This is a genomic window from Arcanobacterium pluranimalium (genome assembly GCF_016907845.1).
GTDB lineage: Bacteria > Actinomycetota > Actinomycetes > Actinomycetales > Actinomycetaceae > Arcanobacterium_A > Arcanobacterium_A pluranimalium.
Map to the genome: position 1 here is coordinate 1,265,702 of NZ_JAFBCS010000001.1, position 13,496 is coordinate 1,279,197.

Consider the following 13,496-nt stretch of genomic DNA (forward strand, 5'->3'; position numbering starts at 1 on the left):
AAAGGTAGCGCAATGTCTGCAAAACAAATCGATGGTAGAACCGCTCGTCGTGGTGATACTAGGGAAGCAGTATTTGAAGCTGCTCTAGAGTTATTTGCCGAAAAGAGTGTTTCGTCTACGTCGGTAGATGATATTGCTGCTGCTGCAGGGGTAGCTAAGGGGAGTATCTACTACAATTTCGGCTCGAAATCGGGATTAGTTGATGCCTTGCTCAATTATTATCTCGAGAGTATGCGAGACCGTCTCGCTCAATCTATCGGCGAGCAAGAGGGCTGGCAGGCTGTTTCTACCATGATCACGGAGCTGCTCATTGTGGTGCGTGACCAGGAAAGAACAGCGAAACTGCTGGCTGCCGAATTCTTTCGCACCGATCGATCGTGGTATGAGACTACTCGCACCTGGCACCGCAATATTTCTCGGCTCATTGAAGATGCTCTCTTTAAAGGGCAAGAAAAAGGAACGGTGGCTGCCGATATAAATCCTGCCATTGCGGCAAACTGTGTGTTAGGTGCTGCTTTGATGGCCGGGTTGGCATGGCGACTCCATCCCAACGAGCACTCGCTTGAGGAGATAGCAGCATCAATTCGGGCAGTGGTGATCGTAGGGCGAGCCTGAGGCTATCCACAAATATGCGCATGAAACGCGGCGGTTAACGTCCGAAAAGTATAGCAACCAATGGTCGGGCACGTTGAAAGGTTTGGACTGCTGAAAGGTTTTGAACGCCACGAAGTAGTCAAACTAAAAGTGCTCAAATTATAAGTGCTCAAACGAAAGGGTGGGGCGGATCAACGTTGTTGATCCGCCCCACCCGCCGATTAAGCAACTTTATAAGTTGTTTCTTTCGGGCATATTATCTGCTCAGAAAGCCGGAATGATTTCACCGTTCGGGTACTTTTCCTTGATGAATTTTGCAACTTCTGGGCTGTGGAGTAGTTTTTCAAGCTTAGCGATTGCTTCGGCTTTCTTGGAATCCTTGTTCCAGGCAAGCACGTTGGCGTATGGGTTATTCTCGCCGGATTCGATGGCGAGTGCATCTTTGGACGGCACAAGACCAGCCTCAAGCGCAAAGTTTCCGTTAATCACAGCGGCATCGGCATCCGGCAATTGCACCGGAATAGCTGGTGCTTCTGATTCAACGACCTTGGCATTGATAGGGCTCGAAATAATATCCAACAAGGTTGGGTTCTTCGATTCCTTGAGCTTAATCAAGCCCTTTTGCTCCAGCAATTGAAGCGCACGCGCCTGGTTCGACGGATCGTTATTTACGAGAATACGAGCACCGTTGGGGATATCATCGATACGCTTATATTTCTTTGAGAAAAGCGCATATGGTTCGATGTGCACACCGTTGCCATGCTCGAATTTATAACCTTTTTCTTTGACCTCAGCATCGAAATAAGGCACGTGCTGGAAGAAGTTCGCATTCAGTTCACCGGCGTCGAGAGCAACATTTGGTTGTACGTAGTCAGTGTATTCTTTGATTTCGAGATCGATTCCGGCCTCTTTAGCGAGCTTTTCGTCAATGAAGCGCAAAATATCTGCATGTGGAACAGGTGAGGCGCCAACGGTAAGTGTGACGACACCGTCGCCATCCTTTCCTGCCGTATCCTTAGCTTCCGTGGAGGAACAAGCGCCAAGTGCGAGAGCCGCTACTGCGCCGATGAGTGCAATTTTCTTGAAGTTTCGCATGATTTTTCCTTTAGTGGGTACACTTCACCCTAGGGGTGAAAACATTTCTATTTAGATTTCCAGAGCAGATACAGTGGTGCCCTGGCTGTGATTCCGGTTAGCGGTTCCTTAGCGGTGATCCACTAACCGGCTGAGCATGTCTCCAATCATCTGGATGATCTGGACGAGTACGAGAATTACCACAACTACAATGACGATAACATCAAACTGATAACGTTGATAGCCGTAATTGATAGCAAGTGCACCGAGTCCACCGCCTCCAACTGCGGAAGCCATCGCTGAATAACCGATAATCGTGATGGTGAGGATCGTGATCGATTGGATTATTGAAGGCAGAGATTCACGCACGAGGACACCCCACATCACAGTGAAGCGGGAAGCCCCCATCATCTGAGCAGCCTCAACTTTTCCAGATTCGACGGCGAGCACATTCGACTCAACCATTCTTGCGAAATAAGGTATCGCAGAAACGACGAGAGCGATGGTAAATGCTTGCCAGCCAATCGCCGTCAACCAGGGCAGATGCAGTGCACGAATCGCAAACAGCACAACGATTGCCAAAATGATGAACGGAATTGCGCGGCCGAGGTTAATCACCGTGCCGAGCAGTTTATTGACCACTACGTTTTGGATCACTCCGCCTTTGCGTGACTCGGCAAGAATCACACCCAGCGGAAGTCCGATAACGACCGTAAAGAATGTTGCCACAAAAATCATCAGCAAGCTTTCGATTGTTGCTGGTAGCAACATTTGCTTGATGGCTGGATTATTAAACCAGCTGTTATCAGCGGCCAAAAGCGGTTGGCTGCCAATGATAAATGCAGGAGTTACGTGAAAAATTCCGCTCATGCTACACGCACCTTTGCATAAATATTGTGGTCAGCGAAAGCTTGAAGCGCTACGGGCACTTTCGTATGTGGCAGCGTCAATGCCAGGCGTGATACCTGCGTCGAGCCCACCGTCTCGAAAAGGCCGGCTGCAATATCAGCTCCAAGTTGAGATCCGAGCCCGATGACCTTAGAGCCTGCAGGTTCGCCTGGATGTGCCGTGAAAAATACGTCGATAACACTCTGCCCGGAGAGCGCGTTTTGATCCACGTTTGGTAGCGGAACGAGTTTGAGACTGAGCGCCGACTCGGGTTCGGCAACTGCGTCCGAAAGGCTCGCAGATTCGAGGATTTTTCCGGAATCTAGGAGAGTGACTGAGTCGCAGATTTTTCGCACGACTGACATTTCGTGCGTGATGACGACGACGGTGACGCCGGTTCGGTCGCGAACGCTTTTGAGCAGATCCAAGATCTGTTCCGTTGTTTCCATGTCGAGGGCGGACGTCGGTTCGTCCGCCAGCAGCACAGCGGGAGCATCGGCGATTGCTCGAGCGATTCCCACTCGTTGGCGTTGCCCGCCGGAAAGCTGAGAGGGATAAGAACTTTCTCGCCCGGACAAACCTACTAAGTCAAATAATTCTTTGACGCGCTCTTTGCGCTCGGCAGTTGGAATACCAGCAAGTTTGAGGGGATATGCTACGTTTGCGCCGGCTGTGCGAGAGTCCAATAAATTTGCACCTTGAAAGACCATTCCAATATTTCGACGCGCTTTACGCAGGTCTTTTTCCGAAAGCTTAGTGAGGTCTTGACCATCAACTTCGATAGAGCCGGAGGTAGGACGCTCAAGTGCGGTCAAACAGCGAATAAGCGTTGACTTTCCAGCTCCTGATTCGCCCACAATGCCATGAATAGAACGAGCTGGTACCGAAAGTGATAAGTGATCAAGTGCTACTACAGAATCTTGCCCTTTGCGTGGGTAGATCTTCGTTACGTCGTGTAGCTCTATCATGAATACTCCCATCGATCTCGGCATTAGCACCCGTCTCAACGGGTTGCTGCAGCTTCTTCGAGCCGAGTCTCTCTGCTGCTCTGGATGAACAACTTTACTTTCGCATGCCCGATAGGCATTGTGCAACTTTAGTCCCGAGCATGTCACATATTGAACAAATTTTTGTCGATGGAAGTCAGTGCGCTGAACGTCGAGGTTGAATACCGGGTTTGACGTGCGAGAACGCATTTTTGGCAGGAGGTGCCTTGCATAATCAAGGTATGAATACGAACTCAAATTACAAGAAAAATGCTGGCATAGATTTCTCTGAAAGTGCTGATGTGAAAACTGTCATACCTAATATTGCAGTATTAGAATTTCCGTTCACAGATTTCCCTGATCGAATGAAGATCGTCTTAACATTCGCACATCAAGAAACGTAAAGTGCTCAGCCGCAAAAATTACTCGGCTGCATGAATTACTCAGTTGGCAGTGCAGAAACCCAGATTTGTTCGGCGACTGTTAGTGGGAGCTGAACAGATCGCGCAGAAGTGTTAAGACTCATCAGGCCAAGACTGCTTGACACTGACGTAACTTCAAAAGAAGTGCCAGGTACTAGCCCAATTTCTGCAACATAGGTGAGCAATTCTGGGTCATGATCAGCTACCCGCACTACCATTGCTTGTGAACCGGCGCATTGCTGTGCAAGATTCTCTGTACGCACGGGATGTGTAGTGCCGTCGGCTCGGGGGATTGGATCTCCATGCGGATCTCGATGTGGAAATCCTAGACGCTCATCAATTCGAGAGATGAATAAATCCGAGACTGCATGCTCAAGGGACTCTGCCTCAGTGTGTACCTCATCCCAAGAATAGCCAAGTTCATCAACTAAAAAAGTTTCGATGAGCCGGTGTTTGCGCACCATCTCAACTCCAATGGTTCGTCCCTCTGGAGTAAGCGACACGTCGCCATAGCGATCGTGTAAAACGAGTCCCATGGCGACGAGCCGCTTGATGCCCTCTGAGACGGTCGAGGGGCTCAGCGAGAGCTGCTGTGCAATGTCTTTAGGTGCTACGTGTCCAGAATTTCTTTCCGAGATCATCCACACTGCCTTGAGATAATCCTCGTGGCTTGCTGAAAGATTCATTGCTCCTCGATTGTCTCTCGATTATTTCTGCGCGTATTTCCGTGCGCTGGTATTCAGCTTATCAATACAAACAAAAGCCGGCGAATAGCGGTTATCTTGGCAGATAACCGCAACGCCATATTTCCTTTGTATGAGATAAATGCGGACACACACAACACTTGCGCAGAGAAATGTTGAGGTAGCTTCGATGAAATCTCAGCAGTGAGCTGCTGCTACGGCGAGCTTAAGAGCGCGCTGGAAATTGCTTTCGCGCTCTTCAGCACTCATATCTTGAGAAGAGTCGAAGAGATGATCCGAAACAGTTAGTACAGCCAGAGCCTGCTTGCCATACTGAGCAGCCAGACCGTAAAGCGCGCCAGCTTCCATCTCAACGCCCATTGTGCCAGCGTCTGCCAGAGCTTTATTATCGGCCATATCAACACCGTAGAATCGATCACGCGACACAACTGGGCCAACGACCACGTGCTCATCACCTGCGGCTGCGTCAGCTGCGGCGCGCACAAGCTGATAATCAGCAACGGCTGAGTAGTGGATATTTGGTGCAATATACGTGTTGATCACGCCCTCGTAGTGTGCACCGTTAGCAATAACGACGTCTCCTATCTTGACTCGTGGCGAAAGACCACCGCAGGTGCCAACGCGAATGATGCGCTCGACGTCGTAATGCATAAACAATTCATTGACGTAGATCGACAGGGATGGTTGTCCCATCCCAGAAGCCATAATTGAGAGCGGTTTTCCATTTACTGTGCCAGTAAAACCGAGGATTCCACGCACGTCCGTAACCAATTTTGCGTCGTCCATCAAGAGATGAGCCATGCGCTCAGCACGGCGTGGATCACCAGGCATGAGGACAGCTGGAGCGAAATCTCCCTTTTCAGCACCAATGTGTGGTGTTGCCATAATATTATTCCCCTTCGAATGTTGAAACTAACTACCACCGCAGCGGAGGCAGCATGTATGAACAGATTACTGTGTGCTGGTCTGTTTCGGTAGTTTAGCGCGTTTAACTGCCCGTTTTTCCTTGGGTGAGAGATGTTGAGCTACTTTTGTATCGAAATGATGCCAAAACTCGGCCGTGTAACTCTCAAAATCTCGGCGTGGGCCGCCAGGACGATCTTCCCATTCATCGAGGTAAGGGAACGTATCATGTCCTTTGAGATACAAGACGGCGGTGTTGAGAGCAGCAGCGATAGGAACCGAGAACAGCGCTCCGACGATACCGGCCATGGCAGATCCGGCAGCGACGACGAAGACCACTGCCAGAGCGTGCATATTCAATGCATTTCCTTGCAAAATCGGTTGGAGAATATTACCTTCAATTTGCTGCACAACAAGTACGCCCAAAAGCATGCCAAGTGCCATCCAGATAGAGCCAGAATTAACAAGCACTACTAGCACGGCAACTGCTCCAGAGAGGAAAGCACCGACGATCGGGACGAAGGCACCCAAAAAGACGAGAGCGCCGATAGGGAATGCAAGCGGGAGTGGCGTGCTAAAAAGTACTGCGATAGTAGCGATTCCCAGCGCGTCCACAAAAGCGACGATCGCTTGGGTACGAGTGTAATTTCCGATGGTCACCCAAGCGCGAATTCCAGCTTCATTGGCGTTTGTGCGATAAGGAATTGGAAGCAAGCGCACAAACCATTGCCAGATTTCTCTTCCGTCCTTGAGGAAGAAAAACAAGGTGAAAAGCACAAGGACAGCTCCGGTGATGAACTCGGTGATTGATGAACCTAGCATCATCACGCCGCCAGCAATCTGGCCTGAATTTTGCTTGAGAGTTTCTTGAAGAGAAGACCACGCCTGAGAAATTTGATCTTGGGCATTCGGGAAAGTGTCGTTTAACGAGTGAACGATAGAAGAAATGCCCTCTTCGAGATTGCTTCCAAGATCAGAGAAGCCTTGATAAAGACCAGTGCCTGAACCGGCCACAATGCCTGCGAGAATAAGGAAAAGACCAAATACAGTCGCAGCAGCTGCGGCAGCTGGAGGAAAACCGAGCTTCTTCTTGAGCCAACTTGAGACTGGCTCTGCGATGACAGCCATGAGCAGCGACACGAGTAGCGATATAAGCAAGGTGCTGAAAGTAATGAACATCCAGCTAGCAGCATAGACTGCAGCGCCAATCACGAGTATGCGCCACGACCAAGCAGCGGCTGTTCTCACTTCTGCCGTGACGCGACTTGCTCCCGCAGGAACTGTGACGAGCCCTCCGGGAAATTCTGGAACGTCGTCGGGAGCAGTAATAATCTCGAGATCGGAGGTGTGCTCGACGTGCTCAAATGACGTTTTAGCAGCTGAATCAGTGCGTGGATTCTCGCTCGGTTGTTCCTGTGCTTCGTCCATGGCATCCTCATGTATTGGAAATATGTGTGGTCTCATCCTAAACTTCGAAAGGCTTGGGGTGCACCTCAGATTAGAGCCTACCGAAAGAAAGTCGCCTAAATCATGAAGAATTACCAGCTCATAGCCTTTGACCTCGATGATACTCTAGCTCCTTCAAAATCTGCACTGCCTCCGAAAATGGCGCAAGAGCTGAAGAAGCTGCTTGAGGTTGCGCAAGTGTGTGTGATTTCGGGCGGGAACTTTGAGCAGTTTGAAAAGCAACTCATCAATAATTTGGATGCAGACAGTGCACAATTAGCGCATTTACACCTCATGCCGACGTGTGGAACGCGCTATTTGCGTTACATTCAGGGGGCGTGGGCGCCAATTTACGTGCGCGATTTGAGCGACGACGAACGCGCGCGTGCGCTGGAAGCGCTCGAAACACAAGCTAAAGAGCTGGGACTCTGGGAAGAGAAAACCTGGGGCAATATCCTCGAAGATCGCGGTTCGCAGATCACATTCTCTGCCTTGGGCCAGGAAGCTCCTTTAGAAGCGAAGAAAGCTTGGGATCCAACAGGGGAGAAGAAAGAAAGGTTGCGTGCAGCTGTAGCCGCCTTACTTCCAGAGCTCGAAGTTCGTGGGGGAGGATCGACCTCGGTAGACATCACAAGAAAAGGTGTCGATAAGGCCTACGGTATTTCTGAACTGGCAAAACAAACGGGAATCCCTATTTCAGACATGCTGTTTGTGGGCGATAGGCTCGATGAGGGCGGTAACGATTATCCGGTGCTCCGATTGGGGATCGAGACGCACGCGGTCACAGGCTGGGAAGATACGGCACAGTTCATTGGCGATCTCGTAGAAAAAATGCGTGGCGCCTAGATTGTCCATCGTTTGGCGTAAAGCCTGGGCAAATAGTCCGCGTGAAACCGTCAATTTTTCTGTATTATGTAAGAAATTAAGATCGTCTTTGCGGCTTTCTCTTTTGCAAAACCTCTTGCATTACGGTGTTATCTTCGCAAAATACGAGTATTAGTGGCGCAATAAATTGCCTCTCAAGAGGTGTTTTAGCATATTTAGACGATAGGTGAAGATTATGAACCACGAATTGAGCGAGATAGAAATCGATCGCAGACTTGCGCAGTTGCGTGGTGATGCCGATGAACATCAGCGCGAGGGCGGCGCACACCGCAGTACCGCCTGGATAATGACTATTGCATCTGCCATCGCGTTTATCGCGGCTATGGCGCTGATGATGTCCGAAAAGGCCAAACTTGAAAATCCACAAAGCGCACTCGTATGCGATGTAAATCCGTTGATCGGTTGCGGAAAATGGGTTGGTACCTGGCAAAACGAGGTGCTCTTTGGCATCTCAAACTCGCTGATCGGAGTGGCGTTCTTCGCAGCGCTCCTGGCACTATCGCTATCGCTTTTGACGGGTTCGAAGCTGCATAAAATGCTATGGATTGCGCTTTCAAGCGCAATGTTTCTGGGGATGACCTGGGTATTGTGGTTTATGTACCAATCCTTGGTGATCGCCCATTCCATCTGCCCGTTCTGCATGGTGGTATGGCTGTGTATGATTCCGCTGAGTATTACGATTTGGGGGCGCACAGCACAAGCTGGACATTTGGGCGCGACATGTGAGCCAATTGGCCGATTCATCGTCCGAAACAGGTTCGTCATCGCTGCAATTGCGTACGCGGCGATGATTTCCCTGCTCGTGGTCTGGTTCTGGTCCGATTGGCAGTTGCTTTTCTGAAGCTTTTAGGGCTTGGCTAGAGGATTAGGCCTTGACCAGGGACGTCATTTGTGCGGGCACAAACTCGGCATATCCGAGTTCCACGAGTGCTGTACGCAGTTTAGTCATTGCCTCATCTAGTTCCTCGGCAGGAGCTGCCTGTGCCTTGCCGAGCTCACCTGGAACATGCGAATTGGCTGGTACCACATGAATATGAGTATGGGGCACGTCAAAGCCAAGGATCGAAACAACCGCGCGCTCGGTATGGAACGCACGTTCTTGAGCGCGACCGATGATCTGGGCTACGTTTGCCATTCGAGCGAAAATTTCTGGATCGAGGTCGGAAAACTTATCTACTTCTTGGCGCGGAACGATCAAAACGTGTCCCGGAGCAACTGGCTCAATAGTTGCAAAGGCGACGCAAACGTCGTCGGCAAAAACGAATCTACCAGGTAATTCACCGTCTATGATCTTCGAAAAAATACTCATGGCTAACAGTATATTGGGTAAGAACGGCGAAAAACAGACATACATACCTCGCGCCTTGGTGAATTGTGCTTCAACACGTGAACATATGTGAATTCGAAGCCGGCGCTGGACTATCATGGGAAACATATTGGAACAACTCAAGGAGAACTATGAGCAACGAGGTAGCACCAGCAGCGATTCCATATCGATACACTGCTGAACTCGCTAATGAAATCGAAGCTAAATGGCAAAATTACTGGGATGATCACGGCACTTTTAATGCTCCCAATCCGGTAGGTGACCTTGCCGATTCGGCTCAAGATCTATCTGCTGAACCGTATTTCCTCCTCGACATGTTCCCTTACCCATCTGGAAAGGGCCTGCATGTGGGTCATCCGCTTGGTTACATCGCCACCGACACCGTGGCTCGTTTCCAGCGTATGCAAGGTAAGAGCGTGCTCTACACGATGGGGTATGACGCTTTTGGCCTGCCAGCTGAGCAATATGCTGTGCAAACGGGTGCGCATCCGCGCGATACCACGGAAGAAAATATTGCCAATATGCGCAAGCAGCTGCGTCGTTTGGGACTTTCGCACGAGAAGCGCCGCTCCTTGGCCACCACTGATGTGGATTACATGAAGTGGACGCAGTGGATTTTCTTGCAGATTTTCAACTCGTGGTACGACGACGATGCACCTGGTCGCATCGAGGGCACGAAAGGTCGCGCTCGTCCGATTTCAGAACTTATTGAGGGTTACGCTGCTGGCACGATTCCGACACCGCAAGGCAAAGCTTGGGCGGATATGAGCGTTGCTGAGCGCAATGAGGCGATTAATTCCCGTCGTCTGGCATATATTGACTACGCGCCTGTGAACTGGGCGCCAGGTTTGGGAACGGTGCTGGCCAACGAAGAAGTGACGGCGGATGGACGTTCGGAGCGCGGAAACTTTCCAGTGTTTAAGCGTGAGCTACGCCAGTGGATGATGCGCATCACCGCCTACGCAGATCGTCTTGCCGGTGATCTCGATATGGTGAATTGGCCAGACAAAGTGCGTTCGATGCAGCGCAACTGGATTGGCAAATCTCACGGCGCTGAGGTGGACTTCTGTGCACACCACGAGGGCGGCGACGCCGTTCTCACTGTTTTCACCACGCGTCCAGATACGCTTTTTGGTGCTACATTCATGGTGATTTCTCCAGAGCACCCGATGTTGGTGGAGGAGAATATCCCTCAAGTGTGGCCCGCGGATGTGAAATCGGCATGGACTGGCGGCGCTCAATCGCCACGGCAAGCGGTAGCTGATTATCAACGCGCTGCGTCGATGAAGTCTGATTTGGACCGTAGCGACTTGGACAAGGAAAAGACCGGCGTCTTTACTGGAATCTTTGCCACCAATCCGGTTAATGGACAGCGAATCCCAGTGTTTACCAGTGATTACGTAATGATGGGCTACGGAACTGGCGCCATTATGGCTGTTCCGGCGCATGACGAGCGCGATTTTGCATTTGCAACCAAGTTTGAGCTGCCCATCATTCGCACTATTGAGGCACCTGCTGATTTTGGAACCGACGAGGCCTGGACGGGCGATGGTTTAATTATCGATTCGGCCAACGATGAGGTTTCCCTCAACGGACTCGATAAAGACGCAGGTAAAGCGAGAATTATTGAGTGGTTGGAGTCGAAGGGCTTGGGGCACGCAACGGTTTCGTTCCGCTTGCGTGATTGGCTCTTTAGCCGCCAGCGCTATTGGGGTGAGCCGTTCCCAGTGGTTTACGACGCCGATGGGCAGGTACACGCGCTGCCTGAGTCGATGCTTCCAGTGGAATTGCCTGACACTCCGGATTATTCGCCGCGTTCTTTTGATCCGGACGATGCTGATTCGGAGCCAGAGCCGCCGTTGGGACGCTTGCGCGATTGGGTGAATGTTGAGCTTGATCTTGGCGATGGCTTGAAGTCTTATACGCGCGATACGAATACCATGCCAAACTGGGCAGGTTCGTGCTTCTATGAGATGCGTTATGTGGATCCGAACAATGAGAGTGCTTTGATCTCCCCGGAAAATGAAGCTTATTGGATGGGACCTCGTGAGGGGAAGCGCTCTGGTGGTGCTGATCTGTATGTGGGTGGCGTCGAACACGCAGTTCTGCACTTGCTCTATGCGCGTTTTTGGCACAAGGTGCTTTTCGATCTTGGACACGTCTCCTCGTGTGAACCGTTCTATACCTTGTTCAACCAAGGTTATGTGCAGGCCTATGCATATACGGATGCGCGTGGTCAATATGTGCCAGCCGATGAAGTTGAGGAAGTTCCGTCAGCTGATGGTTCAGGTGAAGTGAGCTACACCTGGAAAGGTGAGCCGGTTGAACGCGAATACGGCAAGATGGGCAAGTCACTGAAGAATATCGTGACTCCGGATGACATGTGTGCGCTCTATGGCGCAGATACGTTCCGCTTGTACGAAATGTCGATGGGTCCACTTGATGTGTCGCGTCCGTGGGAGACTCGCGCAGTTATTGGTTCGCAGCGTTTCCTCCAGCGCCTATGGCGAAATATCATCGATGAAACCACCGGAGAATTGGTTGTTGTTGATAAGCCGGTTGAAGGCGAAACTGCTAAGCAGTTGGCGCGCACGATCGCTGATGTGACCACTGAATATGCAAATATGCGCATCAATACAGCGATTGCCAAGTTGATTATGTTCAATAATTACCTCACTGGAATCGAGGTGCCACGTGAGGCTGCTGAAGCAATCGTGAAGATGGTAGCGCCAGTTGCTCCACACATTGCTGAAGAATTGTGGGCAAAGCTTGGGCACAATGAATCGATCACGCATGTTCCATTCCCGGTAGTTTGGGACGAATCCTTGTTGCGCGACGACTCTGTGATCTGCGTCGTTCAGGTGCAAGGCAAGGTGCGCGACCGGCTTGACGTGCCTGCGGATATTGACGAGGACTCGTTGGTGAAATTGGCTTTGGACTCTGAGCGCGTGCGTGCTTTTGTTCCAGGTGAGCCGCGTAAGGTGATAGTTCGCGCTCCAAAGCTCGTCAATATTGTGCCGTAGCGTGCAGGAATGAGGCGTAGGCTCAGCGTTAAATGCAGAAGAATACTTCTCATTTTCTGCACATATTTCACATTGCAACGGTGGCCGAGTCCAATAGGTGGACGCGGCCACCGTTTAACGCCCTGTATAAAAAGTATGCAGTAAGCTAGAATGAGTTCACTTAAAGATGTATTAGGGGAGGTAACCGGATATGGCTAGTTCGCATATTGCGCATATTGAGCAAACTGATTTTGACGGAATGCCCGCATGGCGTATCGAGGCTAGTTCGGGTGCTCGTGCGATTGTGGCAGAGCGTGGGGCTACACTCATTTCTTGGCAGCCACGTGCCGGAGTGGAGATTATCGATGGGTACCACTCCGCGCAAGAATTGAGCGGTACGGTTTCTTCTCGTAGCCGTATTCAGGCACCCTGGTGTGGGCGGATCAAAGATGGTCGCTATGCTTTTGACGGTTCTAGCTATGAGCTGGCCTTGAATGAAGATGGTGAAGCGCTGCATGGACTGGTTGCTGATAAAGATTTTTCGCTGATCAATGCCAATAATACGCTCACGCTAGGTTATGAGTTTTCCGGTGAAGAGGGCTACCCATTCAGCTTTGCTATTGAGGTGACTTTCTCTCTCGAATCGGGTGCAGACGGCGAAGAACATCTGTCGGTTACTATCACGGCAAGGAATACCTCGGAAACTGATATTCCACTGGCAGTAGGTTGGCATCCGTATATTAAGCTTCCAGGCAATAAGACGATCTCCAATGTTTCGCTTGAAATCCCGGCTCGCACCAAGATCTTAGTTGATTCGGCGTTGATTCCGCGTGCAGGTGAAGCAGCATATGCAGGTGTGAAAGCGCCGGTGATCGTCGATTACATGGGGTCGACGAAGTTTGATACTTCTTTCCGCGGTTTAATCCCAGACGACGACGGGGTAGTGGTCACGACGATCCGTGACCTAGCTGGTCAAGGGCGAGTTTCTCTCACACAAGAACCTGCTGATGCGCCAGTTGTACACGTTTTTACTGCAGATAATTTACCGCGTGATTCGCGGGCTTCGATTGCTCTTGAGCCGTTATCGCATCTTCCCGATGCTTTTAATCGCGCTGATTCTAAAGCGAGTGTTCGACTTGCACCAGGAGGTATTCGGCAGCTCACGGCGACGCTCACTTATGGAGTATGAGCGCGGCTTAAATGATTGAATAAGTTGTTGGTTGGGGGGCTTTCACCACAGTGAAAGCCCCCCAACCAACATTTGT

General features: G+C 50.7%; 13 protein-coding genes and 1 riboswitch. Of the genes, 6 read left to right on the plus strand and 7 right to left on the minus strand.

All coding sequences use genetic code 11. The features are described from left to right. Window positions 1-12: 12 nt before the first annotated feature. Window positions 13-615, plus strand: coding sequence for a TetR/AcrR family transcriptional regulator (locus JOD55_RS05445; RefSeq protein ID WP_204399049.1), 603 nt, complete (start codon window positions 13-15; stop codon window positions 613-615). Window positions 616-858: 243 nt separating this feature from the next. Here JOD55_RS05445 and JOD55_RS05450 read toward each other — a convergent pair whose 3' ends face one another. The 3 genes from JOD55_RS05450 to JOD55_RS05460 form a co-directional block, all read right to left on the minus strand. Then, a complete protein-coding gene (locus tag JOD55_RS05450) occupies window positions 859-1,689 on the minus strand; it encodes a MetQ/NlpA family ABC transporter substrate-binding protein (RefSeq protein WP_204399050.1) in 831 nt (276 codons plus the stop codon). A gap of 108 nt (window positions 1,690-1,797) precedes the next feature. Next, a complete protein-coding gene (locus JOD55_RS05455) occupies window positions 1,798-2,538 on the minus strand; it encodes a methionine ABC transporter permease (protein ID WP_204399051.1) in 741 nt (246 codons plus the stop codon). After that, entirely contained in the window at window positions 2,535-3,524 is a 990-nt protein-coding gene (locus tag JOD55_RS05460) for a methionine ABC transporter ATP-binding protein (RefSeq protein ID WP_204399052.1), read from the minus strand. Before JOD55_RS05460 ends, JOD55_RS05455 begins: the two co-directional genes overlap by 4 nt. A gap of 5 nt (window positions 3,525-3,529) precedes the next feature. Continuing rightward, a riboswitch (SAM riboswitch) is annotated at window positions 3,530-3,615 on the minus strand. 169 nt (window positions 3,616-3,784) lie between these two features. Here JOD55_RS05460 and JOD55_RS05465 point away from each other — a divergent pair. Then, entirely contained in the window at window positions 3,785-3,946 is a 162-nt protein-coding gene (locus JOD55_RS05465) for a hypothetical protein (protein WP_204399053.1), read from the plus strand. A gap of 35 nt (window positions 3,947-3,981) precedes the next feature. Here JOD55_RS05465 and JOD55_RS05470 read toward each other — a convergent pair whose 3' ends face one another. The 3 genes from JOD55_RS05470 to JOD55_RS05480 all read right to left on the minus strand — a co-directional run bounded on the left by JOD55_RS05470 (window position 3,982) and on the right by JOD55_RS05480 (window position 6,999). Next, window positions 3,982-4,650 carry a metal-dependent transcriptional regulator gene (locus tag JOD55_RS05470; RefSeq protein WP_204399054.1) on the minus strand — a complete coding sequence of 223 codons (669 nt, stop codon included), beginning with the start codon at window positions 4,648-4,650 and terminating at the stop codon, window positions 3,982-3,984. Between the two features lie 195 nt (window positions 4,651-4,845). Beyond that, the gene (gene deoD / locus JOD55_RS05475) at window positions 4,846-5,553 is read right to left on the minus strand and encodes a purine-nucleoside phosphorylase (protein WP_204399055.1); all 708 of its coding nucleotides are present in this window, start codon (window positions 5,551-5,553) and stop codon (window positions 4,846-4,848) included. Window positions 5,554-5,619: 66 nt separating this feature from the next. Continuing rightward, window positions 5,620-6,999, minus strand: coding sequence for an AI-2E family transporter (locus JOD55_RS05480; RefSeq protein WP_204399056.1), 1,380 nt, complete (start codon window positions 6,997-6,999; stop codon window positions 5,620-5,622). 102 nt (window positions 7,000-7,101) lie between these two features. Between JOD55_RS05480 and JOD55_RS05485 the strand changes: the two genes are divergently transcribed. Further along, window positions 7,102-7,863 (plus strand): HAD-IIB family hydrolase, encoded by a 762-nt coding sequence (locus tag JOD55_RS05485; RefSeq protein ID WP_204399057.1) that lies wholly within the window; start codon window positions 7,102-7,104, stop codon window positions 7,861-7,863. A gap of 214 nt (window positions 7,864-8,077) precedes the next feature. After that, entirely contained in the window at window positions 8,078-8,743 is a 666-nt protein-coding gene (locus JOD55_RS05490; protein ID WP_204399058.1) for a vitamin K epoxide reductase family protein, read from the plus strand. Between the two features lie 24 nt (window positions 8,744-8,767). Here JOD55_RS05490 and JOD55_RS05495 read toward each other — a convergent pair whose 3' ends face one another. Further along, window positions 8,768-9,211, minus strand: coding sequence for an HIT family protein (locus JOD55_RS05495; RefSeq protein WP_204399059.1), 444 nt, complete (start codon window positions 9,209-9,211; stop codon window positions 8,768-8,770). A gap of 149 nt (window positions 9,212-9,360) precedes the next feature. Between JOD55_RS05495 and leuS the strand changes: the two genes are divergently transcribed. Both leuS and JOD55_RS05505 read left to right on the plus strand, forming a co-directional pair. Beyond that, entirely contained in the window at window positions 9,361-12,252 is a 2,892-nt protein-coding gene (leuS, locus tag JOD55_RS05500; RefSeq protein WP_204399060.1) for a leucine--tRNA ligase, read from the plus strand. 190 nt (window positions 12,253-12,442) lie between these two features. Beyond that, the gene (locus tag JOD55_RS05505; RefSeq protein ID WP_204399061.1) at window positions 12,443-13,420 is read left to right on the plus strand and encodes an aldose 1-epimerase; all 978 of its coding nucleotides are present in this window, start codon (window positions 12,443-12,445) and stop codon (window positions 13,418-13,420) included. Window positions 13,421-13,496: the final 76 nt, after the last annotated feature.